Raw genomic sequence first — 22,882 nt, 5'->3', positions numbered from 1 at the left:
GGCGGCCGGGAAGCCGCTCCGTCCCTGTGACAATGAGAAGGCGGATCAGGCGGCGCGGATACGCCGGGTGGTCAGGCCTGGGGTCTCGAGCAGGGGCCGGTCGCGCACCGCTTCGATCCGGGGGGCGGCGAAGCCGTTGAAGCCGGAGCCGAGGCAGGCGCCATAGGCGCCGAGCTGGCCGATTTCGATCCAGTCGCCCTCCGCCATGTCGGCAGGCAACGGAAAGGGGCCGCGCATGGCGTCCGCACTGTCGCAGGTGGGGCCGAAGAAGCTGTAGTCGACCAGCGGCGCCGCGCTGGCACGGAGCGGCCGCACCGGGAAGCGGAAGCCCGGCACGCCGGCATCCGACAGCGTCCCGTAGATCCCGTCATTGATGAACAGCGCGTCGCCGCGGCGTGCCTGCACCTGCACGATGAGGGAGGCGCCGCCGGCCACCAGGGCGCGGCCGGGCTCGGCCCAAAGCTTCGTTCCCGCCGGCAGCCTGGCCTGGGCGTAGCCGCGCGCGATCGCCGCCATGAAGGCGGAGAGTGCCGGGGGAGCCATGTCCGGATAAGCGACCGGGAAGCCGCCACCGACATCGACGATCTCGACCGCGACGCCGGCGGCGCGCACCACCTCGCCGGCGGCCAGCAGGGCGCGGGTGTAGCTCTCCGGCTCCATGCACTGGCTGCCGACATGGAAGGAGAGGCCGAGCCGCACCGCATGCGGGCGCGCGGCGGCGAGCAGCGCCGCCGCATCCTCCGGCGTCGCACCGAATTTGCCGGAGAGGTCGTAGCGCGCGCTGCCCTTCGGCAGCCCGAGGCGGACGAAGATCCCGAGATCGGCCGCATTGCCGGTCTCCGCCAGGATCTTGGAAAACTCCTCGGCGCTGTCGAGCACGAAGTCGCGCACCCCATGCTCGGCATAGGCCTCGCGGATCGCGGAGCGCGCCTTGATCGGGTGCATGAAGTGGATCTCGGCCGCCGGGAAAAGGCCGCGCACCTGCCGCACCTCGCCGATGGAGGCGCAGTCGAAATGGCGCACGCCGCCTTCCCACAGGGCGCGCAGCACCGCGGCGTCCGGGTTGCACTTCACGGCATAGAGCGTCTCGCCGGGGAAGGCGCGGCGGAAGGCGCGCGCGGTGTCGGCCAGCACCTCCGGGCGCAGGCAGAGCATCGGCTCCTCCGGGCGCGCCAGGGCGACCAGGTCATCGACGGCAGGCAGCAGGGCGGGACGGGATTTTTGCAGGCGCATGGGTGAGGCACTCACGGCGAAAGGTCGGGGCAGGACGGGGCGGGCTGCGCGGAAGCAGCGGGGCGCCGTCAGGCGAGCATCGGGCCGCGATGTCTCGGCATCGCGCCGTGCGGGAGTTCAGCGGACATGGCCACTTCCCTGTCTGTGCGCCGGCCCATGGCAGCCGGCCCCACCGAAAAGGACGCGTTCCCGTCGTTGCTGTGCCTGGGGGCGGAAACCCTGATTCCAGGCTCGCGGCACGTGCGATGGCGTCGAGCGGCGGGGATATGCGGCCCGCGCCCGGAAAATGCAAGGGCATTCGATCAGGACCCGGGGAAAATTACGGGACCCTGGCATGTGTTCGGGTGCCGGCTCCGGCCAAGCTTGGCAACGGCCGGTAACTCTCCGGTCACGGACGGGAGGAGCGTGATGACGTGAGGCCGCTCCGGCCGAAACGTCTGAATCACGCGATCAAACGGAAAGACGCGGGCCGATCTGGCAGAGATATTCCCAGGCGAGGGTGGCGGCGGCGAGTGCCGTGATCTCCGCCACGTCATGGGCCGGCGCGACCTCGACCACGTCCATGCCGCGCCAGTCGATGCCCGCCAACGCCCGGATCAGCGCCTGCGCCTGCCAGGAGGCGAGGCCGCCGATCTCCGGCGTGCCGGTGCCGGGCGCGAAGGCGGGGTCGAGGGCATCGATGTCGAAGGAGAGATAGGCGGGGGCATCGCCCAGCACCGCCCGCGCGCGATCCGCCACTGCGCTGACACCCATGGCATGGACATCCTGGGCCGAGAGCACGGTCACGCCGCGGGCCGGCGCCCAGGCCGCGACATCGGCCTGGACGGGGGAGCGGATGCCGATCTGGATCATGCGGCCCGGGTCGACCAGGCCTTCCTCGATGGCGTGGAAGAAGACCGAGCCATGGCCATAGACCTGCCCGAAGCTCTCCGGCCAGGTGTCGCAATGCGCGTCGACATGCAGCAGCGCCAGCGGCGCGCCGAGGCGCCGCTTCAGCGCGCGCAGCAGCGGCAATGTCACGCCATGCTCGCCGCCGAGCGCCACCAGATGCGGGATCGCGGCCGCCTGCTGCTCGATCAGTGCCAGACTCGCCTGGATATCGCCGAGCGCGATCGCGAAATCGCCGGCATCGGTGATCGGCAGCGTCGCGGGATCGACGCCGCTCACGGGATGCGCGCCATCAACCAGCATGCGCGACGCGGTCCGGATTGCGGCGGGTGCCGCGCGTGCGCCGGCCCGGTTGGTGGTGCCGATATCGAGCGGAATACCGGCGATCGCGAGCGCCGCCGGCTTCGGTCCGATCGGCAGGCCGAGGAAGCCAGGCGGCGTCGCGAAGGTGGGGGTCGCAGCCATTCAGGACGTGCCTTCAGGCGGCGGCCGGGCGCGGCAGCTTCAGCGTCTCGCGCAGGCGCTTCAGCATCGCGATCGCTGGCTCGTTCAGCTCCGCCTCGGGCCCGGCAACGGCTTCCACCGCGTTCAGCGCGCGACGACGCTCCGGCGCCTTGGGCAGCAGCGTGGTCAGGGCGGTCAGCGCCTCCTCCGGTGCCACGGCGACGATCAGCGTCTGCTCGCGGATCAGGGTCTGCCGCGCCTCCGCCGACATCTCGGCGAAGGGGCTCTCCCCGGTCAGCAGCGCGTTGGAGCGGGCGAGGCGGTCGCGGCGGACGCCGCCACGGGCGCGGGCGAGGAGGATCATCATCCGCACCACCGCCTCGGCATAGCCGCCATCGGCGATCCGGCCCATCGCGGCCTGCACCTCCGGCGTCTGCAGCAGCGCGGCCTGGGCGGGGGCCTCGATCGGCGTCGCGTCGTCGGTGATGCCGGCGGCCGCGAGGCCGCCATAGAGCGCGTGGAAGGCAACCTCAGCGGTCGCGTCGCGCATGTCGCGCCAACGGTCCAGGCCGCGCTCGACCGTGTCGGCAACCGCGCGTTCCAGCGCGATGAAGGCGTTGCCGGCATCGGCCGGGGCGCGATGCGCGCGCGCCATTTCCGCCCAGGCGGCGAAGGGCGCCATGAAGGGGTTGACCTTCTCCGACAGCAGGCTGCGCCGGGCGCGCAGCGGATGCAGCTTGCGGCGCAGCTCCGCGTTCTGCTCGGTCGCGAACTGGCGGATCAGCGGGCGCAGCGTCATGTCGTAGAGGCTTTCGGTCAGCGCACTGACCTTGGCAACCGCCGGGAAAGCCTCGTTCTCCGCATCGCCGGAGATGGCGCGGATATCGGCGACGCTGCGCTCCACCAGCTCCACCTGGAAGCCGGTGTTGAGGCCGGTGCCCTCGGTGCCGGTGATGCGCATCTCATAGAGGCCGGGCGCCACCGCCTCGATCATCTCGAGCGTATTGGCGATCTCGGCGTGTTCCTTCAGCGCGACCTTGCCGGAGACGAAGATACCGAGATGCCCGATATCGGTGTGCACCAGGTAGATGATGGTCTGGCCGCGCGTCTTGATCTCCTGCTCGTCATGGTAGACGTCGGCGATCCAGCGCAGCGCCTGGCCGGGCGGCGTGATGTTGTCCCCGGCCGAGGCGAAGACGATGACCGGCGAGCGCACGGCCCGCATGTCGAAGGCGGCCCCCGGCCCGGCGCCGAGCGTGCCGTGCGAGAAGCGGTTGCCGATGAACAGGTTCTCCACGATCCAACTGATCTCGTCGCTGTTCATCAGGTAGAAGCCACCCCACCAGCGCTCGAATTCCAGGAAGCGCTCGGTCTCGGTGTCGGCGTTCTGATAGAGGTTGAAATACTTGCGAAACCAGGTGTTGCCGGGCGACAGGCTCTCGAAGTTCAGCACCAGGTTGGCGCCATCGAACTTGCCGTTGCCGAGATCGGCCATCATCGCCGCCGGCCAGGCGCCGCCGGCGAGGCCGCCCAGGTAGCGCATCGGGTTCTTGCCGGTCTCGCCCGCCCAGTAGGAGAGGGGCGCGCCATTCAGCACCAGCGGCCCGGTCAGCTCGGGCTCCGCCGCGCCCAGCATCATCACCGCCCAGCCGCCCTGGCAATTGCCGATGACGACAGGCTTCGGCGCCTCCGGATGGCGGGCGCGGATCGCGCGCAGGAAATCGCCCTCGGCCGCGGTGATGTCGAGGATCGACTGGCCGGGCTCCGGGTCGCGGAAGAAGATGACGAAATAGACCGGATGGCCGCGGCGCAGCGCGACGCCGACCTGGCTGTCCGACTTGAAGCCGCCGATGCCGGCGCCGTGGCCGGCGCGGGGGTCGATGATGACGAAGGGGCGGAAGGCGTGGTTGATCGGCGCCCAGCCCTCGGGCGGGCGGATGGCGACCAGCGCGTAGTTGCAGGGCCGTGCCAGGGTGCGGCCGTCGACCACCATGTCGTAGTCGAAGACCAGCACCGGCGGGCAGCCGGCTTCCTCATGTGCGACGAAGGTGTTCCCGGCCTGGCGCATCGCGTCCCAGAACATGACCCAGCGCTGGCCGGCATCCACGGCATAGGCGGCGGCGTCCTGGGCGAGGGCGAGCGGCGTCTTCAGGAAGGGGGCGATCGGCGGCAGCGCGGGTGGGTGCGGCGCGAAGACGGGTGCGGCGCGCAGCGCGACCTCGGCGATGTGACGGGCCTGTTCGGCGGCACGGCCGGCGGTCTCGGCCGCGCGGGTAGCGATCTCGGCACCGGGCAGGCGGGGGGCTTGGCTCATCAGGGGGAACTCCTGGGCGCGGCTTGGCGCCACGCTGCATGCCATGCGCGCCTGGGCGGTACCAGCGCGGGCGGGAACAGGAAGCCTAGATGGGCATATGCTGCGGTGCAGCGCAAGCATAGCTGGATGACGCCTGAGGCGTCGGCCCGGCTGATGGTCGCGCGCGGGGCCGCGTTCGCGGCCCCGGGGCATTGCTGCGCTCGCCCGCAGAGACCAGTGGCGGCCTGCGGCCGCGGGTTGGTCTCGGCACCGGTCCTGGTCTCAAAGCGGTTGGCCGCGTACCACGCCGTCACGGATGAAGACGCGGAAGGACGTGGTGCCGGAGGCGTCGCCGGTGAGCGAGCGCCAGCGGCCGTTGGTGCAGAGAATCCCGCCCTGCGCCGGCACCGCCTCGAACACGACGGTATTGGGGTGACGGGTGCCGTTCGGTTCCACCGCCTCGAAATCAGTGGAGCAGACCGCCCCCGCCAGCACCGGGCGATAGCCGGCGATCATGATCCCGCCACCGCCGGTACTGGGGAAGGGATCCCGCAGCGGCGGCCATGCGCCGAAATCCTCGGTGGGCGCCTCCGCCGCGGCCGGCAGGGCGAGCAGTACGCAGAACGCGAAAACGGCGGGGCGGGGCATCGAGCATCCTTCTCGGTGGCGATGCCGCGATACGCGGCCGCGCCGCCGCTGGATGCATCCCTTTCGGCAGCAATGCGTCCCGCCCAGCCTGAACAGGGGGCAGCGGGACGGCAATGCCTAGTACGTCGCCTTTATGCCGATTTTACAGTCGTGGCATCAAGTTGGATGCCCAATTTACAGGCATGGATCGCTCGTTGCGATATCACTGCCGCGGGATAGGGCGACAATGCCGTGGCCGCGGGTCGCCATCGGGCGGCCTCCGTGCACGACGTGACGGCGCGGCATCGTTCTTGCTCCATCCTCGATGTTTGCTGAGCCGTGCCGATCCGAGGGTCGGGATGGCTCCACGAATGTCGACATGATTGCAAGGCAGGAAAGACCGCATGACAGTTCTCGCTCCATCCGCCCTTCTCGGCCGCCTCAAGCGGCTGCGCCTTGGCAGCCTGGCCGCCGCGGCTGTCCTCGCGTTCGGCATCGGCGCCGCGGCGCCCGCCAAGGCGCAGGTCGAACTGGGTGCGGGGCTGTCGCTGAGCGGCAGCGTGGCCGCCACCACCGACTACCTCTTCCGCGGCATCAGCCAGACCCGCAACCGCGGCGCCTTCCAGGGCACCCTGGAGCTCTCCCACGAAAGCGGGTTCTACGTCGGTGCCTTCCTCAGCACCGCGACCTTCCTCGCCACCAACGCGCGGCAGGAGCTGGACATCATCGGCGGCTTCCGCTTCGAGACCGGCCCGGTGAAGTGGGACACCTATGTCATCGGCTACACCTATCCGGGCTACACCGCGCAGCCCGGCCAGTTCGAGCTGTCCTATCTTGAAGTCGGCGTCCGCGGGACCGTCGATGTCGGCAACGATGTCAGCCTGACCGCGGCGATCAATTATTCCCCGAACTTCTTCGGCCGCTCCGGCTCGGGCGTCTATCTGGAAGGCGGTGTCGACTGGAAGATCCCGGGGATCGACGTGACCTTGGGCGGCCGCCTCGGCTATCAGTTCATCGACCGCTATCAACGCTTCGGCATCGCGAATGATGGCTACCTCTGGTACGGCATCACCCTGTCGCGTGACATCGCCGCGGGGTTCAGCGCCTCGGTCGGCTTCTACGGCACCGATTTGAGCGAGCGGGAATGCGGCGGCCTCAAGATCTGCAACGCCCGTTTCGTCGGGACCCTGACCTGGAAGTTCTGATGCGGCCGCAGAAGGCTTCTGCGTGATCGGCCGGCGGGGCGAGGCTCCCGCCGGCCTTTTTTATGCTAGGCATAGGGTCAGGATCGCGGCGGCCGCCCTTGGCCGCCACCGAGACAGGACCAGGGGCCCGTATATGGCAAAGGATGATTGGGAGATCCCGGAGACCCTGCAGCCCGACCAGGGCGCGCTCGGCTTCGATCTCGCCCGGGCGCTTTCAGCGGTGGTCTCGTTGCGGGCGCAGGTACCGGAGGACGGCTTCACCGCGCCGGTCCTCGGGACCGACCGCGAAGGCAGCGGCGTGCTGATCCGCGAGGATGGGTTGTTCCTGACCATCGGCTATCTGGTGACCGAGGCCGAGAGCGTCTGGTTGCGCTTCGGCGACGGGCGGGTGCTGCCCGGGGTGCCGCTGGCGATCGACCAGGAGACGGGCTTCGGGCTGGTGCAGTCGCTGGGCCGCCCGCATGTGCCGCCGCTGCCGCTTGGCGACAGCGAGGCGCTGCAGGTCGGTGCGGAAGCGATCCTGGCGGGCGGCGGCGGCCGGGCGCATGCGCTGGCCTGCCGGCTGGTCGCGCGCCAGCCCTTCGCGGGCTACTGGGAATACCTGCTGGAGGACGCGCTGTTCACGGCGCCGGCGCATCCGGCCTGGGGTGGCGCCGGGCTGATCGGGCCGGATGGGGCGCTGATCGGCATCGGGTCGCTGATCCTGCAGGAAGGCGACGAGAAGCGGCGCAAGGACCTCAACATGGTGGTGCCGATCCACCGCCTGCGCCCGGTGCTGGATGACCTGTTGACGCGCGGCCGTCCGGACCGCCCGGTGCGCCCTTGGCTCGGCCTCTATGCGACCGAGGATGAGGAAGGGGTGACCATCGCCTCCCTGGCTCCGGGCGGGCCGGCGGAAAAGGCCGGGATCCGGGCCGGGGACCGGGTGGTGTCCGTGGCTGATGCCCCAGTCGATGATCTGGCGACGCTGTGGCGCGCGGTCTGGTCGGTGGGTGCCGCCGGCGCGCGCGTGCCGATGAAGCTGGCCCGGCGCAGTGCCATGCGGCAGATCACCGTGGTCTCCTCGGACCGCACGCAGTTCCTGAAGGCGCCGCGGCTGCATTGAGACCGGCCCGGCCGCGCGACGCGGCCGGGTTTTCTTCAGGGGCGAACCATCAGGCGACGATCATGATGTCCGAGGCCGAGAGGTCGGCCCGGGGCAGGCGGGCGATGAGGACCGCGTCCTCGGCACCCGAGCCGTCGGCATCCCACCAGAGCAGCTTCGCGCAGTCGTCGAACAGGAACTGCCCGCTTCCCTCCCGCGTGGTCCCCTCCGGGAGCTCACCATTGGCATGGACCACGTCGAAGCGCCGACGGGACAGGAGGCCTTCCTCGAGATCGCCGCCGAAGCCCGCCGCCGAGATCACGATCCGGTCGCCCCAGCCGAAGTCGCGGATGACATCATCGCCTTCGGCGGCGGTGTCATAGACGAACGCGTCCGCGCCTTTGCCGCCGTACAGGATATCGCTGTCCGCGCCGCCCTGCAGCGTATCGCTGCCCTTGCCGCCCCACAGCCGGTCGTCGCCATCCCCACCGCGCAGCCGGTCGTCCCCGGTGCCGCCGTCCAGCTCATCACCGCCCGCATCGCCCGCCAGGGTGTCGTCGCCGCGGCCACCTGACAGGTCGTCGTCGCCACTGCCGCCACCCAGGACGTCGTCGCCGCCTTCGCCCTTCAGGCGATCATCCCCGGCATTGCCGGTGATGCGGTTGTCGAGCCGGTTGCCCAGGACCGTGGCACCGGCATCGCCGCGCAACTCGGCATCCTCGATCCCGGCCGCGAGCACCAGCCTGTCGTCACCGCCATAGATCGCGGTGTCGATGCCGTCGCTCGCCTTGGCGCGGGTCAGCGCTTCGGGATCGAAGACCAGGATGTCGTTGCCGCCCTGCTGATTGGCGAGCGCGATCGCGCCGTCGCCAGCCTTGAGCTGGTCCACGACCTGGCGGCCGCTGCCGGGGAAATCGGTGAAGATGCCGTCGAAGCCGGCCAGTGCGATCTTGACGTATTCCTCGACCGGCCGCTGCACGCTGCCATCCTGGTTGAGGAACAGGAAGGGCTCCTCGTCGCGCAGCGTGAAGACCACCACCTCGAGGCCGGCGTCATGCGCCCAGTCGACGATCGGCACCACCTCGCCGGTGAGCTGGTTGGTGATCGTCGCGATGCCGTCGCCGTCGAAATCGACCGGCGCCGCGGCCGGCGCGGTGAGGTAGATATCCTCCTTGTAGGGGCTGATCGCCTCCGCATACAGCGCGGCCATCGCCTGGAAGGCGGCGGAGGAATAGAGGCCGCCGCCGCCGATCTCGGCGACCGTATCCTTGGTCAGCGCGAAGTCGAAGCCGTCGAACAGGCTCGGGTCCGCGCCGCGCGCGGCATTGGCCGGGTCGAGATGGAACAGGATGTCCGGCGAGTAGTTGTTGAACATGAGCTGCACCAGCGGCAGGTCGATGCCGGCGGCCGGCATGATCCTGGTCTGCAACTCGATCAGGTTGGCGATCTCGAAGGACTGGATCGAGACCCGGGACGGATCGGTGAAGTCATTCGCGACCAGCGTGTCGACCAGCAACTGGCTGGTGTCGACATGGATCGGCGTGCCGTCGGCATAGCTGCCCGCATATTCGAAATAGGTCGGGTGCTTGGTCTCCGGGATGATGCCGATCTGGCGGCCGGTCTCGGCCTCGACCTGCTTCACGAGGTCGATCACCTCCTCCAGCGTCGGGATCCGGAACTGGTCATTGTATTCGGCATTCTCGGGCCGGACCTGCGGGATGCGCTCGCGGGCATAGAGCGTCTTGATCTCGGCGAGGGTAAAGTCCTCGGCGAACCAGTCGGTGACGGTTTCGCCCTCGATCACCTTGGTGGTGCGGCGATCGGCGAATTCGGGATGGTCGGCGATGTCGGTGGTGCCACCGAGCATCGGCTCATGGCGGACGATCAAGTGGCCGTCCTTGGTCACCACCAGATCCGGCTCGATCACGTCGGCGCCGTGTTCGATCGCCACGCGGTAGGCCTCCAGCGTGTGCTCGGGCCGCGAGCCGCTGGCGCCGCGATGGCCGATGACGGTCGGCGCGTCGCCGGAGAGCGTCGGGAAGCTCTCGTCGATCGTGAGGTCCACCGAGACCAGCCGGTGATCGGAGGCGGGGAAGCCGTTCGGCAGCAGGGCCGGGTCGAAGGTCCCCGCCAGCGGGAAGAGCGGGTCGCCCGTTTCCGGCCAGAATACCTGGGCGTCGACGGGCGTCAGGCCATTGGTGGAGGGCAGCACGTAATCGGCGCGCAGATTGCCGGGCGCGCCATCGGCGAAGTCGGCGGTGTCCTGCGCGGGATCGCCGCCATGGCCGGCATTGGCGCCGCCCTGCAGCGCCGCCTGCTCGGCGCCGCCCGGGCTGGTCGGCACCAGGCTGCTGTCGATGATGGGATTGTCCAGCAACTGGTTGATCGCGGTGTCGACGCTGTCGCCATCCTTCGGGTCGGCGTTCATGTCGCCCATGATGACGAAGCGGGCGCCGGCCTCGAGCCCGCCGGTATTGCCCTGGTCGTCATAGATGTAATCACCCTGGCCGGGGGTGACGTAGTCGCTGATGAAGCGGATCTCGTCGGCGTTGCGCAGCCCGTTGCGGTCCTCCGCGCCATCGAAGGTCGGCGGCGTCGGGTGTGCGACGATGATGTGGATCACCTCGCCATCCACCAGCACCGGGATGTCCCAGTGGCTCTTGGAGGAGAGGCGCATCACCGCGAGCTCCTCCGGCGAATACCAGTCCTCCGGCGTCGCCGTGGTGGGATCGTCGGGCAGGCGCGCATCGGGCATGTCCTTCCAGAGGAAGGTCTGGAAGCTGCGGATCTGGTCGTAGAGGATCTCGTGCTTCGAGTAGATCGCCATGCCGTACTGGCCGGGATAGTTGCCGAAGCCGAGGGCGTCGTCGCCATAGCCCGGCGCGCCCGGCGCCGTCACCGCCTGACCGTTGTTGTTGAGGTCGAAGCCGGAGGCGATGCCGGTGTTGGAGGGCGCGGTGAAGGCATAGCCGAAGTTGATCGGCGTGCCGCCGCCATCGGCGAGGCCGAGGGTGTTCTGGCCGACTCCCAGATAATTGTCGCGGAACAGGTCGAGCGCCTGGTTGTCGGGGACGTAGTCGAACTCGTTGATCAGCACGATGTCCGGCGCGTTGCGCTGGATGACCTCGGCCACCGTCCGCGCCTGCTGGTTGCCGGGTGTCGACAGATCCGCAACCAACTCGCCTTCGGCGCTGCGATTGAGCGACGCGTTGAAGGTCGCGACGCGGATCGTGCTCTCGGTCATGCTGTGCTTTCCCCTGATGCCGTCCTGGCACCCTTGTCGGGTGGACCATGCCGGCGGGGATGCGACGCATCGATGACGCCGGGATGTGCGTGTTATGAACCGCCCGTCACCTCCCGATGAGGTGATCGGGTACGATCAAGGCGTCCTGGGAAACGTCTCCGGGGCCGAGATGATTCCCGGTGGCGTCAGGGAAGACATCGTCGCGCGAGACGGGCGCGATGGCAGCGGAACGCTGAACAGATGATCCGCCCTGTCAGGAGGACGCGTCTCCGGCTGTCCGCGCCTGCTGACCGCTGTCATCGAGCAGGCTCACAAAAGCCTGCGCCAGGCGGGACGGCACCCTGTGCCGGGCGAGCACCAGGCTGACATCCAGCAGAGTGCGCGGGCGCAAGGGGCGGACCAGCAGACCTTGGGCGCGCGCCTCCTGCAGCCCGAACCCGTCGAGCACGGCGATGCCGGCGCCGGCCCGCACCAGCGCGCAGGCGGCCGCGGATTGTGAGGTCTCGATGGCGATCCCGCCGGGAAGCCCGGCATCGGCGAAGGCGCGCGCCAGGATGGCACCCACCGGCTGCTGTGGCCCGAGCGAGATGATCGCGTGCTGCCGCAGATCCATGGCGTTGAGGATCCGCTTGTCCTTCAGCGGATGATCCGGTGGCAGCGCACACCCGACCTCGGAGGCCGTCAGACGCCGCGCCTCGATCCGCCGGTCCGCGGCCGCACCGAGGATCAGGCCGATATCGGCGCGATGATCGGCCACCATGTTGATGGTCTCGAGCGCCGTGTAGCTGCGCAGCACGACCGAGACGTCGGGGCGCGCATCGCGAAACGCCTTGATCGCCGGCGGCAGCATGGTGGTGGTCAGCGCCGGCACCGAAGCCACGGAGAGCTGACCCGAGCGGCCGGCGCGCAGATCATCTGCCAGCCGCTGCATGTCCTGCAGCGCCGTGAAAGCACCGATCAGCTCCGGCAGCAGCGCGTGCGCCTCGGCCGTCGCGATCAGGCGTTTCCGGTATCGGGTGAAGAGCGCGAAGCCGAGCCGCTCCTCGGCCTGATGCAGCATCTTGCTGGCGGCCGGCTGGGAGATCCGCAGCGCCTCCGCGGCGGCGGTGACGTTGCCGCACTCCATGACGGCACGGAAGACCTCGAGCTCGCGCAGGTTCAGCGTCATAACCACTTGTCTATGATATCGGGAAAACTGCTTATTTGACAGCATGACCGAGGATGCCGAGCGTGCCGTCGCGCCAGAACGCGATGGGGGAATACGTGCGGATCGTAGGGATCAACGGCTACCACGCCGGCTTCTCGCCGACGCCGGCGCTCGGCAACGCTTCCACCTTCATCCGCCGCCGCGACTTCCTGCTGGTCGAGCTGGTGACCGATGCCGGCATCAGCGGCTGGGGCGAGGTCTTCTCCTCGCCCTTCGCCGCGGCCGCCTTCATCAAGGCGAAGCTCGCCGGCCTGGTGCTCGGCCAGTCGCCGCGGGACTTCGGCCGCCTCTGGCGTTCGATGCTCGGGACCCTCGGCTATGACCGCCGCGGCGCCGCGATGATGGCCGTCTCCGCCATCGACATGGCGCTGCATGACGCGGCGGCACGCGCCGAGGGCATCAGCGTCGCGGCGCTGCTGGGCGGTGTGCTGCGGAGCCGGATGCTGGCCTATGCCAGCGGCCCCTTCATCGCCGAGCAAGGCGGGCCCTATGCGCATTACGGGGAGCATGTGGAGGGACTGCTGCGCCGCGGCTTCCGCGCCATCAAGCCGCGCGCGGGCGTCAGCCCCAGGGCGGATGGCGCCATGGCCCGAGCATTGCGGCAGCAGGTCGGCGACGACGTCGCGCTGATGGTCGACATCAACCAGGGCTACACGGTCGGGTCGGCGATCGAATCCGCGAAGCGGATGGAGGAAGCCGCCCTGCTCTGGATCGAGGAGCCGCTGCAGCCGGAGGACATTCCGGGCTACCAGGCGGTGGCTCGCGCGGTGCCCTGCGCCATCGCCGGCGGCGAGGCCCTGGCCAGCCTCGCCAGCTATCGCGACTTCCTGCAGGCCGGCACCTTCTCGGTGCTGCAGCCGGACCTCACGGTGTGCGGCGGCTTCTCGGGCCTGGCGCGTGTCGCGGCCCTCGCCGAGGCCTATGACGTGCCGGTGATGCCGCATGTCTTCGGCACGGTCGTGAACTTCCACGCCGCGCTGCAGATGGCGGCGCTGCTGCCGGCGCGCCGCGGCGGCGGGCCGCTGCCCTATCCCTTCATGGAATGCGACGTGACGCCGAACCCGCTGCTGACCCTGCTCGGCACGCCCGAACTCGCGGCGGACGGCACGATCGGCCTGCCGGAGGGGCCCGGCATCGGCATCGCGCTGGATGGCGCCGCCTTGGCGCCCTGGCTGACCGAGCACTGGCACCTCGCCCTCTGACGCAGCCCACGAGACGAGACCTGCGAGCGGCAGGCAACAGGGAGATACGGATGGATGTCATGATGATCCGGCGGCGCGGCCTGCTCGGCATCGCCGTCGCGCTGAGTGTTGCGCGGCCTGGCGCAGCCCAGGATTTCCCTGCGCGCCCGATCCGGCTGATCGTCCCCTATCCGCCGGGCGGCGCCACCGACATCACCGCGCGGCTGCTGGCGCAGGAGCTGCTGGCCTCGCTCGGGCAGTCGGTGGCGGTCGAGAACCGCGGCGGCGGCGCCAGCGTGACCGGGACCCAGGCCGTGGCGGTGGCAGCGGCGGATGGCCACACGCTCGGCGTCGTCGACACCGCCTTCGCCGTCAATCCCGGCCTGCTCCGCAGCCGGCTGCCCTATGACACCAGGCGCGACTTCACCTTCATCTCCCTGCTGGTGACCTCGCCCTTGGCGCTCGTCGTGCCTGCTGCAGCGCCGTGGCGGACGGTCGCGGAACTGGTGCAGGCGGCCAAGGCAAGTCCCGGACAATTGGCCTTCGGCTCGGCTGGGAACGGCACCGCGATCCACATGGCGGGCGAGCAGTTCCGGCAGGCCGCTGGCTTCACCTATGTGCATGTGCCCTATCGTGGCGGCGGGCCGATGATCACGGATCTGATCTCCGGGCGCATCCAGCTTGCCTTCGGCACCATCCCGGCGACCGCGGAGCATGTCAGGGGCGGGCGGCTGCGGGCGCTGGCGGTCACGGGCACGGCCGCCTCGCCGCTGCTGCAGGGCGTGCCGAGCATGGCGGAGGCCGGGCTGCCGCAGGTCGATGCGGCGCTGATGAACGGGCTGATCGGACCGGCCGGCTTGTCGCCCGCCGTCACTGAACGCCTCGCCGCCGCAGCGCGCGCTGCACTGGAGGTCCCCGCGACGCGGTCCCGCCTGTCCGAGCTCGGCTTCGATGTCATCGGCAGCACGCCCGCCGCCTTCCGCGACCGGATGCTCGCCGAGATCGCGCAATGGGAGCGCGTGATCGCGGCCGGCGGCATCGAAGCGGACTGACACAATCGGCGTCCCGGCGGCTCACGGGAGCAGGCGCAGGGCGGCGCGATCTCCGTCGGATGGAGTGGCTGCCGACGCCTGACGCGCCCCTGGCGCCAGCGGGAAGCTGAACAGCCGCCCGGTGCCCAGCAGCAAGGCGCGGCCGCCGCGCGGGAAGAGGCCGGCGATCGCGGGATCGCTCACCTCGAGCCCACCTGTATAGGCACCGAAGGCGGGCAGCAGCACGCGCCTGATATCGGTGACGAAGCAGGGGCGAGTGACGAAGCCGGCCCGCGTCGGCATCGCGGCCTTGGGATGCAGATGGCCGGCGATCTCGGCACCCTTCGCGGGCCGAGCCCCGGGGATGTGGCGGAAGGTGAAGGGACCATCGACCAACGCCTCGGCGGCCTCGCCCGGCAGGTCGCGCGGTGGCGCCGGGTCGTGGTTGCCGAGCAGCCAGGTCAGCGCCAGGCCCGAGACCATATGGGCGAAGCCCTGCGCGATGGTGGGCGCGAGCCGCGCCGCGCCCTGGCCGTCGTGAAAGCTGTCGCCCAGGAAGAGCAGCCGCTCCGGCCGGTGCCGGCGCAGCAGCAGGCGCAGACGCTCCAGCGTCTCGGCGCTGTCATAGGGTGGGATGAAGCGGCCGCGGGCAGCGAAGTGGCTGCCCTTCTCCAGATGCAGGTCGGCCACGACCAGGAGGCGCCGCGCCGGCCAGACCAGCGCGCCGGCGGGATCGAGCATCAGCCGCTCCCCGGCGATGTGCAGCGGCGCCAAGCTCATGCGCGGAGCGACTTCGGCACCGGGCGGCTGGTGCGGTTGCGGCGCTGGCGCTTATGGGCCGGCCGGTCCATGTCCCGGGCACGGATGCGCACGCCCTCGACGACCTCCGCCAGGGTTTCGGCGAAATGCTCCTCGCCGTCGGTCGCCCCCTCCACCAGCGCGGCGGCCTCGGCGAGCAGCGCGTCCTCGGCGCCGCCGGACACCCATTCATGGCCCTGCTCGATCAGCGCGGGGACCGCCAGCGGCGAGACGCGGTCGAGGCGCATGTGGCGGATGCGGCCGCGGGCGCGCGCCAGGATCATCGCGATGCGGCGGACATCGGTGAGGCCGGACGCGGCCTCGGCACGGGTCGCGCGCAGCAGCACGTGGTCCGGCTCGTGGCGGCGGAGCACGTCGTAGATCAGATCGGCGTTCATGGTCATCTGGCGGCCCGACTTCTCCTGGCCCGGGTGGTGCTTCTCGATCAGCCCCGCGATGGTCGCGATGTTGCGGAAGCTGCGGCGGAGCACGGAGCTCTCGGCGATCCACTCCTCCAGCGGCTCGCCGAGCAGCTCCTCGTCGAAGAGTGGCGCCACGTCCAGCGGCTCGAAGGCGGACCAGATCGCGAGGATGTAGTCGGTCGCGACATAGCCGAGCGGACCATAGCCTGCGCGTTCCATGCGCCTGGTCACCAGCATGCCGAGGGTCTGGTGCGCGAGCCGGCCTTCGAAGCCATAGGCGACCAGGAACCAGCGGCCGCCGCGCGGGAATGTCTCGACCAGCAGCCCGTCCGGATCGGGCAGCGCGCTGCGGTGCTGCTGCATGCGAAGCCATTCCTGCACAGGCTCCGGCAGATGCCCCCAGCGCCTGGGATCGGCGAGGAGCATCCGCACCCGCTCGGCGAGATAGGTCGAAAGCGGCATACGCGCGCCGGCATAGACCGGCACCCTGGGCTCGCCCTCGCCGCCGCGGGTCACGACGCAGGCGAGCGCATCCAGCGCCTCGTAGCGCAGCAACTGACCAGCGAAGAGGAAGCAGTCGCCGGGCACCAGGGTGGAGACGAACCATTCCTCCACCTCGCCCAGCACCGGGCCGCCGCGCAGCCGAACCTTGACCATCGGGGTCTCGACGATGGTGCCGAGATTCATCCGGAGCTGCCGCACGGCGCGGCTGTCGCGCACATGCACCAGCCCTTCGGAATCGCGGAACAGCCGACGAAAGCGGTCATAGGCCTGCAGCGCGTAGCCGCCATCCTCGACGAAACGCAGCACGTCGTCGAAGTCGCGGCGGGAGAGCGCGGCGTAGGGGCCGCAGCCGATGACCTCGGCGTAGAGGTCGTCCGGACGGAAGGGACCGGCGCAGGCCATGGCCAGCACATGCTGCGCCAGCACGTCGAGCCCACCGGGGCGGGGCGGCTCGCCATCCAGCTCGCCGGCCGCGACCGCTTCCTCGGCGGCGACGCATTCCACCACCTCGAAGCGGTTGGAGGGGGCCAGGATGGCGTGGGACGCCTCATCCATGCGGTGATTGGCGCGGCCGACCCGCTGCAGCAGGCGGGAGACGCCCTTGGGCGCCGCGATCTGGATCACCTGGTCGACGGCGCCCCAGTCGATGCCGAGGTCGAGGCTCGCGGTCGCGACAACCGCACGCAGCCGACCTGCCGCCATCGCCGCCTCCACCTTGCGGCGGGTCTCGATCTCCAGGCTGCCGTGATGCATGCCGATCGGCAGCGCATCCTCATTGAGCCGCCAGAGCGCCTGGAAGCAGAGCTCGGCCTGGGCACGGGTGTTGACGAAGACGATCGTCACGCGCGCCCCTTTGATGCGCTGATAGACCTCCGGCATCGAGGCGAGGCCCATATGCCCACCCCAGGGCAAGTGGCCTTGCGGCAAGAGCAACTCCAGCGCCGGCGGCGCGCCGGGCGGCGCGGTGACCAGGCGCACGCCCTCCGGCCCGCCGGTCACGGAGAGGAAGGCGCGCAGCGGATCGGGATGCGCGACCGTCGCCGACAGCCCGACACGGCGGGCATCCGGTGCCAGGGTGGCAAGACGGGAAAGGCAGAGCGCCAACTGGTCGCCGCGCTTGGTGCCGGCCAGTGCATGCACCTCATCGACCACGATGGCCGAGAGGCCGCCGAACAGTTTTCCCGCATCGGCCAGCGTCAGCAGCAGGGTCAGGCTTTCCGGTGTGGTCAGCAGGAAGTGTGGCGGGGCTTCCCGCTGCCGGGCACGGCGGTTCTGCGGCGTGTCGCCGGTCCGGGTTTCGATGCGGATGGCGAGGTCCATCTCCTGGACCGGCGCCATGAGGTTGCGGGCGATGTCGACGGCCAGTGCCTTGAGCGGGGAGATATAGAGGGTGTGCAGCCCGTCGCGCGGGTTCGCATGCAGGTCCAGGAGGCTCGGCAGGAAGCCGGCCAGCGTCTTGCCGCCGCCGGTCGGCGCGATGAGCAGCGCGCTCTCCCCGGCCTGCGCGGCGTCTGCCAGCGCCGCCTGGTGCGGCCGCAGCGACCAGCCGCGTCCGGCGAACCATCGGGCAAAAGGTTCCGGCAATGTTCTCATGGGCCCACCCGGTATGGACCGGAACCGGGCGTCGGGGGAAGGGGCCTCATACCAGCGGGCCGGTTTGCTGAACCGGCCCGAGGCCGCGAATGCGGCCCACCGGTAGTCCGGCGTCACGCCGGAGGCGTGCTCCTCGCACGACGCCGAGGGCGGCGGATGCCGCCCGCCCGGCGTCTGAGGGGGCCCTCGATAGAGGCCACGGACATCAGCCCAGGCGGGGGTCGAGCCAGGGCGGCGGCGGGGGCTGGTCCGGATCGGGGCGCCAGGGGGTTCGGAGCGCCTCGGCTAAGGACAACGCGACGCCGAGGCCGGGGCCGGCGGGCAGATCGGCGGCGCCGTCCCGGAAGGCCAGGGCATCGCCGCCCTCGACGAGCGTGAAGAAGCGTTCGGTCTCGCCGAACTGCACTTCCAGAGGCAGGAGGTTGGGCAGCGTCGCGCAGAGATGCAGCGAATGCGCGTGGCAGACCGGTCCTGTCGGGTTGTGCGGCGCGATCTCCACTCCGGCCGTCAGAGCGAGGGCGGCGATGCGGCGGATCTCCTCATGGCCGCCGGCATGCTTCATGTCCGGCATCAGCACGTCGTAGCAGCCGGCCTCGATCAGCGGGCGATAGGCTGCGAGGCCGGAGAGGGATTCGGCGCCGGCCAGCCGCATGCCGCGGTCATTGGCCATGTGGCGCAGGCGGCGGATCTCGGGGTGGTTGGCCTCGGCCACCGGGCATTCCAGCCAATAGAGACCGAAGGGGGCGAGGTCGCGCAGCAGCGCCGCCGCGCCGCCGGGGGAGAAGCGCCAATGCGCGTCCACCATGAGGTCCGCGGCGGGGGCGGCCTCCCGCACCGCGGCGATGCGCGCGAGGCCCTCGGCATAGGCGGCGCGCTGGCCGACGGGGTCGGTGGCGGCATCCTGCCAGACCATCGGCTCGAAGGGCGCGAGCTTGATCGCGGTGAAGCCGGCCTCCAGCGCGCGGCGGGCGGCCGCGGCGAAGCCCTCTGGCGTGCGGGGCGCGGCGCCGCGGTTGATATTGGCGTAGAGCGGGATGCGGCTCCGTAGCGCGCCGCCGAGCAGGGCGTGGATGGGCGCGCCGGCGGCCTGGCCGGCGATGTCCCACAGCGCTGCCTCGAAGGCGCTCTGCACGGTCTGGGCGACGAGGCCGCCCGGGGCGTGCGGCAGGAGCTGACAGAGGCGGTTGCGATGCTGCGGATCGGCGCCGCGATGCCGGGCCGCCAGGCGCGCGGCCTCCGCGGCGAGGCCGGCTTCCTGATTGGCGAGGGTGCATTCGCCGAGGCCGGTGAGGCCCGCGTCAGTCGCGACGGTCAGGAAGCACCAGATGGTCTTCGGCGTCACCTGGACGGGGTGGAAGCCGATGGCGGCTATTCTCATTTAGATCACTCCGCGCGAATGCCGGTGCGGGCAACGAGCCCTTTCCATTGGCCGATATCGGCTGCAATGCGAGCGCCGAATTCCTCCGGCGTTGAGGCCACCAACTCGCCGCCGAGCCCGCGCACCCGTTCCTGCATGCCAGAGGTCGCGCGCAGCGTGACCAGCGCCTCACGCAGCCGCGCGCGGATCGGCGCCGGCGTGCCGCGCGGCGCCAGGATGCCGTTCCAGGCGAGCGTCTCGAAGCCGGGGATGCTGTCGGCGACCGGCGGCACGTCGGGCAGGCCGGGCCAGCGGGTCCGCGCGGTGACGGCGATGGCAGCGAGCTCGCCACGCTGGATATAGGGCATGACATTGATCAAATTGGCGAACATCAGCGCCGTCTCGCCGGCGATGAGCGACTGCGCCATGGCCGGCGTGCCGCGATAGGGGACATGCACCACCTCCAGCCTTGCCGCCGCCTTGAACAGCTCCATCGACATATGCGCCGACGACCCGACGCCGCCCGAGGCGTAGTTCAGGGCGCCGGGCCGGGCGCGCAGCGCCGCGATCAGCCCCGGGACGTCGCCGACCGGCAGGATTCGGCGGTTGACCACCAGCACGTTCGGCCCCTGCACCAGCAGCGAGACCGGCTCGAAGGCGGTGGCGAGGTCATAGGGCAGGTCGGGATAGATCGCCGCGTTGATGCCGTTGGAGCCGGCATTGCCGAACAGGAAGCTGTAGCCGTCGGGGGCGGCGTTGAAGGCGGCCTCGACGCCGATGCGGCCGCCGGCGCCGCCGCGGTTCTCCACCACGAAGGGCTGGCCGAGGGCGGCCTGCAGCGCGGGCGCGATCAGCCGGGCGATCGTGTCATTGCCGCTGCCTGGCGCGTCGGGGAGGATCAGCCGGACGGGGCGGCTGGGCCAAGCGCCGGCCTCTGGCCCGGCGGCGCGCGCTGGCGCCGCGAGGGCAGGCAGGGCCAGGCCGAGCTGCAACAGGCCGCGGCGCCGGGGCATGGACGGCTTCTCCCAGGTCATGCGCGAGCCTGTGGCCGCGCGGTGTGACAGGCAAGACCCTGGAAAGCGCCGCCTGATTCCTCACATCCGATGGATGCCCCATCCCGCCACCTGGCTGCGCGTGACCGAGGCCGGGCTCTATTGCGACCCTGGCGATTTCCATATCGATCCCACCCGCGCGGTGCCGCGCGCCGTCATCACCCATGGCCATTCCGACCATGCCCGCCCCGACCATGGCGCGGTGCTGGCGACGGCGGAGACGCTGGCGATCATGCGGGCGCGGATGGGCGACGACCGGGCGGGTGCTGCGCAGCAGGCGATGGCGCCGGGCGAAGGCGTCATGCGGAACGGCGTCGGCATCCGGCTGGTCCCCGCCGGGCATGTGCTGGGCTCCGCGCAGGTGGTGCTGGACTGGCAGGGCAGCCGGGCCGTGATCTCCGGCGACTACAAGCGCCGCCCGGATCCAACCTGCGCGCCCTTCGAGCCGGTCGCCTGCGATGTCTTCGTCACCGAGGCGACCTTCGCGCTGCCTGTCTTCCGCCACCCGCCGGTGGAGCAGGAGGTCGCGAAGCTGCTGGAGAGTCTGCGGCTGTTTCCGGACCGGGCGCATGTCATCGGGGTCTATTCGCTCGGGAAATGCCAGCGGCTGATCGCGCTGCTGCGCCGCGCGGGGTGGGAGCGGCCGATCTATCTGCACGGCGCGCTGATGGCGCTCTGCGCGCTGTATGAGGAGCTCGGCGTGGCGCTCGGCCCGCTGCTGCCGGTGCCGTTGAGCAAGCGCGGCGCGCCGCCGACATTGGCTGGGGAGGTGGTGCTGGCGCCGCCCTCGGCCGAGACCACGCCCTGGGCGCGGCGGCTGGCGGAGCCGGTGGTCTGCGCCGCCTCCGGCTGGATGCGGGTGCGCCAGCGCGCCAAGGCGCGCGGCATCGAGCTGCCGCTGATCATCTCCGACCACGCCGATTGGGACGAGCTGCTCGCCACCTGCGCCGAGGTGGAGGCGCCGGAGGTCTGGGTGACGCACGGGCGGGAGGATGCGCTGATCCACGCGCTGTCGCTCCGCGACGTGCGCGGGCGGGCGCTGCACCTGGTCGGCCTCGGCGAAGAGGATGAGGGCGAAGCGGCGCCCGTGGAGACGGCGCCGGCATGAGCATCCCCGCCTTCGCCCATCTGCTGGAACGCCTGGTCTTCACGCCGGGCCGCAACGCCAAGCTGGCGCTGTTGCGGAACTGGTTCGCGGAGCAGCCGGATCCGAACCGCGGCATCGGCCTCGCCGCGCTGACCGAGGAGTTGAAGCTCGCCACCGCGAAGCCGGCGCTGCTGCGCGACCTGGTGGCGGCGCGCACCGATCCCGAGTTGCTGCGCCTTTCCTATGACTATGTCGGCGACTTCGCGGAGACGGCGGCGCTGATCTGGCCGGATCCGCATGGCAGGAACATGCCGCCGCCCGACCTCGCCGAAGTCGTCGAGGCCATGGAGCTGACGCCGAAAGCGGATCTGCCAGCGCTGATAGCGGATTGGATGGACCGGCTTGATGCCAATGGCCGCTTCGCGCTGGCGAAGCTTGTGACCGGGGGCCTGCGCGTCGGCGCCTCGGCGCGGCTCGCGCGCACCGCGCTCGCGGAATGGTCGGGCAAGGAGGTGACCGAGATCGAGGAGGTCTGGCACGGCGTCGCGCCGCCCTACATCCCGCTGTTCCGCTGGCTGGAAGGGAAGGGGCCGCGGCCCGATCCAGGCGCGGTGCCGATCTTCCGCCCGCTGATGCTCGCGCACCCACTGGAGGATGCGGATGTCGCGGCGCTGGAGCCTGCGGCCTGGCGCGCCGAATGGAAATGGGACGGCATCCGCGTGCAGCTCTGTGCAGCACCCGGCGGCGCGCGCATCTTCAGCCGCGGCGGCGAGGACGTCACCGCCGCCTTCCCGGAGATCGCCGCGGCCCTGACCTTCGAGGCGGTGCTGGACGGCGAGCTGCTGGTGATCCGCGGCGGCGCGGTCGCGCCCTTCGGCGACCTGCAGCAGCGGCTGAACCGGAAGGTGGTGACGCCGAAGATGCTGCGCGACTACCCCGCGGGCGTGCGCCTCTATGACCTGCTGACCGAAGGGGCCGAGGATCTGCGCCCGCTACCCTTCGATCAGCGCCGCGCTCGGCTGGAGGCCTTCGTCCTGCGGGAGCAGCCGGCGCATATGGACCTGTCGCCGCAGATCGCCTTCGCCTCGGTCGCGCAGCTCTCGGCGATCCGCGACGGGGCACGTGCGGCCTCGATCGAAGGGCTGATGCTGAAGCGCGCCGACAGCCCCTATGTCGCCGGGCGGCAGAAGGGGCTGTGGTGGAAGTGGAAGCGCGACCCGCTGACCATCGACGCGGTTCTGATGTACGCGCAGCGCGGCCACGGCAAGCGCAGCAGCTTCTACTCCGACTACACCTTCGGCCTGTGGCGCCCGGATGGAAATGGCGGGGAGGAGCTGGTGCCGGTCGGCAAGGCCTATTCCGGCTTCACCGATGAGGAGCTGGTCTTCCTCGACCGCTGGGTGAGGAACCACACCACCGCGCGCTTCGGCCCGGTTAGGGAGGTGGAGAAGGGCCTGGTGCTGGAGGTCGCCTTCGATGCGGCGCAGCGCAGCACGCGGCATCGCTCCGGCGTCGCGCTGCGCTTCCCGCGCATCGCGCGCATCCGCCGCGACAAGCCGCCGGCGGAGGCGGACCGGCTGGAGAATTTGATGCTGCTCGTACCTGATCGCAGCGCAGCGGATTGACCGCGCC

The 22,882-nt window shown here is 70.6% G+C and carries 16 protein-coding genes; 6 read left to right on the top strand and 10 right to left on the bottom strand.

The features are described 5' to 3' along the window. Positions 1–45 precede the first annotated feature (45 nt). The 4 genes from GXW71_RS15680 to GXW71_RS15665 all read right to left on the bottom strand — a co-directional run bounded on the left by GXW71_RS15680 (position 46) and on the right by GXW71_RS15665 (position 5,506). Complete coding sequence (locus GXW71_RS15680; protein WP_211853470.1) at positions 46–1,233, bottom strand: type III PLP-dependent enzyme; 1,188 nt, start codon at positions 1,231–1,233, stop codon at positions 46–48. Positions 1,234–1,683: 450 nt separating this feature from the next. Next, positions 1,684–2,586, bottom strand: a complete 903-nt coding sequence (gene speB / locus GXW71_RS15675) for an agmatinase (protein ID WP_211853469.1) — start codon at positions 2,584–2,586, stop codon at positions 1,684–1,686. A gap of 13 nt (positions 2,587–2,599) precedes the next feature. Continuing rightward, complete coding sequence (locus GXW71_RS15670; protein WP_211853468.1) at positions 2,600–4,879, bottom strand: DUF3141 domain-containing protein; 2,280 nt, start codon at positions 4,877–4,879, stop codon at positions 2,600–2,602. 261 nt (positions 4,880–5,140) lie between these two features. Beyond that, positions 5,141–5,506, bottom strand: a complete 366-nt coding sequence (locus GXW71_RS15665) for a hypothetical protein (protein WP_211853467.1) — start codon at positions 5,504–5,506, stop codon at positions 5,141–5,143. Positions 5,507–5,889: 383 nt separating this feature from the next. On the opposite strand from GXW71_RS15665, the gene GXW71_RS15660 reads away from it, so the two are divergent. Next, positions 5,890–6,690 (top strand): TorF family putative porin, encoded by an 801-nt coding sequence (locus GXW71_RS15660; RefSeq protein WP_211853466.1) that lies wholly within the window; start codon positions 5,890–5,892, stop codon positions 6,688–6,690. Positions 6,691–6,823: 133 nt separating this feature from the next. Continuing rightward, positions 6,824–7,795, top strand: a complete 972-nt coding sequence (locus tag GXW71_RS15655; RefSeq protein ID WP_211853465.1) for a S1C family serine protease — start codon at positions 6,824–6,826, stop codon at positions 7,793–7,795. A gap of 49 nt (positions 7,796–7,844) precedes the next feature. Here GXW71_RS15655 and GXW71_RS15650 read toward each other — a convergent pair whose 3' ends face one another. Both GXW71_RS15650 and GXW71_RS15645 read right to left on the bottom strand, forming a co-directional pair. After that, the gene (locus GXW71_RS15650) at positions 7,845–11,018 is read right to left on the bottom strand and encodes a glycerophosphodiester phosphodiesterase family protein (protein ID WP_211853464.1); all 3,174 of its coding nucleotides are present in this window, start codon (positions 11,016–11,018) and stop codon (positions 7,845–7,847) included. Positions 11,019–11,271: 253 nt separating this feature from the next. Next, on the bottom strand, positions 11,272–12,186 hold the full coding sequence (locus tag GXW71_RS15645) for a LysR substrate-binding domain-containing protein (RefSeq protein ID WP_211853463.1): 915 nt from the start codon (positions 12,184–12,186) through the stop codon (positions 11,272–11,274). A gap of 62 nt (positions 12,187–12,248) precedes the next feature. Here GXW71_RS15645 and GXW71_RS15640 point away from each other — a divergent pair, with 62 nt between their 5' ends. Both GXW71_RS15640 and GXW71_RS15635 read left to right on the top strand, forming a co-directional pair. After that, entirely contained in the window at positions 12,249–13,427 is a 1,179-nt protein-coding gene (locus GXW71_RS15640) for a mandelate racemase/muconate lactonizing enzyme family protein (protein WP_211853462.1), read from the top strand. A gap of 50 nt (positions 13,428–13,477) precedes the next feature. Further along, entirely contained in the window at positions 13,478–14,458 is a 981-nt protein-coding gene (locus GXW71_RS15635) for a Bug family tripartite tricarboxylate transporter substrate binding protein (RefSeq protein ID WP_211853461.1), read from the top strand. Positions 14,459–14,479: 21 nt separating this feature from the next. Here the strand turns inward: GXW71_RS15635 and pdeM are convergent, their stop codons facing one another. The 4 genes from pdeM to GXW71_RS15615 form a co-directional block, all read right to left on the bottom strand. Then, the gene (gene pdeM, locus GXW71_RS15630) at positions 14,480–15,217 is read right to left on the bottom strand and encodes a ligase-associated DNA damage response endonuclease PdeM (protein ID WP_211853460.1); all 738 of its coding nucleotides are present in this window, start codon (positions 15,215–15,217) and stop codon (positions 14,480–14,482) included. Continuing rightward, positions 15,214–17,754: a ligase-associated DNA damage response DEXH box helicase gene (locus GXW71_RS15625; protein ID WP_211853459.1), complete on the bottom strand. Its 2,541-nt coding sequence runs from the start codon at positions 17,752–17,754 to the stop codon at positions 15,214–15,216. Before GXW71_RS15625 ends, pdeM begins: the two co-directional genes overlap by 4 nt. 205 nt (positions 17,755–17,959) lie before the next feature. Beyond that, entirely contained in the window at positions 17,960–19,132 is a 1,173-nt protein-coding gene (locus GXW71_RS15620; RefSeq protein WP_211853458.1) for a mandelate racemase/muconate lactonizing enzyme family protein, read from the bottom strand. 5 nt (positions 19,133–19,137) lie between these two features. After that, positions 19,138–20,124, bottom strand: coding sequence for a Bug family tripartite tricarboxylate transporter substrate binding protein (locus tag GXW71_RS15615; protein WP_211853457.1), 987 nt, complete (start codon positions 20,122–20,124; stop codon positions 19,138–19,140). A 94-nt stretch (positions 20,125–20,218) separates the two neighbouring features. Between GXW71_RS15615 and GXW71_RS15610 the strand changes: the two genes are divergently transcribed. After that, positions 20,219–21,271, top strand: a complete 1,053-nt coding sequence (locus GXW71_RS15610; RefSeq protein WP_211853456.1) for a ligase-associated DNA damage response exonuclease — start codon at positions 20,219–20,221, stop codon at positions 21,269–21,271. After that, the gene (locus GXW71_RS15605; protein WP_211853455.1) at positions 21,268–22,875 is read left to right on the top strand and encodes a cisplatin damage response ATP-dependent DNA ligase; all 1,608 of its coding nucleotides are present in this window, start codon (positions 21,268–21,270) and stop codon (positions 22,873–22,875) included. Before GXW71_RS15610 ends, GXW71_RS15605 begins: the two co-directional genes overlap by 4 nt. Positions 22,876–22,882 lie beyond the last annotated feature (7 nt).

Origin of the sequence: Plastoroseomonas hellenica (genome assembly GCF_018129085.1) — a bacterium.
GTDB lineage: Bacteria > Pseudomonadota > Alphaproteobacteria > Acetobacterales > Acetobacteraceae > Plastoroseomonas > Plastoroseomonas hellenica.
The sequence above is the reverse complement of the archived record's forward strand: the minus strand, read 5'-3'. Positions and strand labels throughout refer to the sequence as shown.

Excerpts from the sequence above, each read along its gene's own strand:
- GXW71_RS15680 (WP_211853470.1), bottom strand. The coding sequence starts at position 1,233 with ATGCGCCTGCAAAAATCCCGTCCCGCCCTGCTGCCTGCCGTCGATGAC.
- speB (WP_211853469.1), bottom strand. The coding sequence starts at position 2,586 with ATGGCTGCGACCCCCACCTTCGCGACGCCGCCTGGCTTCCTCGGCCTG.
- GXW71_RS15670 (WP_211853468.1), bottom strand. The coding sequence starts at position 4,879 with ATGAGCCAAGCCCCCCGCCTGCCCGGTGCCGAGATCGCTACCCGCGCG.
- GXW71_RS15665 (WP_211853467.1), bottom strand. The coding sequence starts at position 5,506 with ATGCCCCGCCCCGCCGTTTTCGCGTTCTGCGTACTGCTCGCCCTGCCG.
- GXW71_RS15660 (WP_211853466.1), top strand. The coding sequence starts at position 5,890 with ATGACAGTTCTCGCTCCATCCGCCCTTCTCGGCCGCCTCAAGCGGCTG.
- GXW71_RS15655 (WP_211853465.1), top strand. The coding sequence starts at position 6,824 with ATGGCAAAGGATGATTGGGAGATCCCGGAGACCCTGCAGCCCGACCAG.
- GXW71_RS15650 (WP_211853464.1), bottom strand. The coding sequence starts at position 11,018 with ATGACCGAGAGCACGATCCGCGTCGCGACCTTCAACGCGTCGCTCAAT.
- GXW71_RS15645 (WP_211853463.1), bottom strand. The coding sequence starts at position 12,186 with ATGACGCTGAACCTGCGCGAGCTCGAGGTCTTCCGTGCCGTCATGGAG.
- GXW71_RS15635 (WP_211853461.1), top strand. The coding sequence starts at position 13,478 with ATGGATGTCATGATGATCCGGCGGCGCGGCCTGCTCGGCATCGCCGTC.
- pdeM (WP_211853460.1), bottom strand. The coding sequence starts at position 15,217 with ATGAGCTTGGCGCCGCTGCACATCGCCGGGGAGCGGCTGATGCTCGAT.
- GXW71_RS15625 (WP_211853459.1), bottom strand. The coding sequence starts at position 17,754 with ATGAGAACATTGCCGGAACCTTTTGCCCGATGGTTCGCCGGACGCGGC.
- GXW71_RS15620 (WP_211853458.1), bottom strand. The coding sequence starts at position 19,132 with ATGAGAATAGCCGCCATCGGCTTCCACCCCGTCCAGGTGACGCCGAAG.
- GXW71_RS15615 (WP_211853457.1), bottom strand. The coding sequence starts at position 20,124 with ATGCCCCGGCGCCGCGGCCTGTTGCAGCTCGGCCTGGCCCTGCCTGCC.
- GXW71_RS15610 (WP_211853456.1), top strand. The coding sequence starts at position 20,219 with ATGCCCCATCCCGCCACCTGGCTGCGCGTGACCGAGGCCGGGCTCTAT.
- GXW71_RS15605 (WP_211853455.1), top strand. The coding sequence starts at position 21,268 with ATGAGCATCCCCGCCTTCGCCCATCTGCTGGAACGCCTGGTCTTCACG.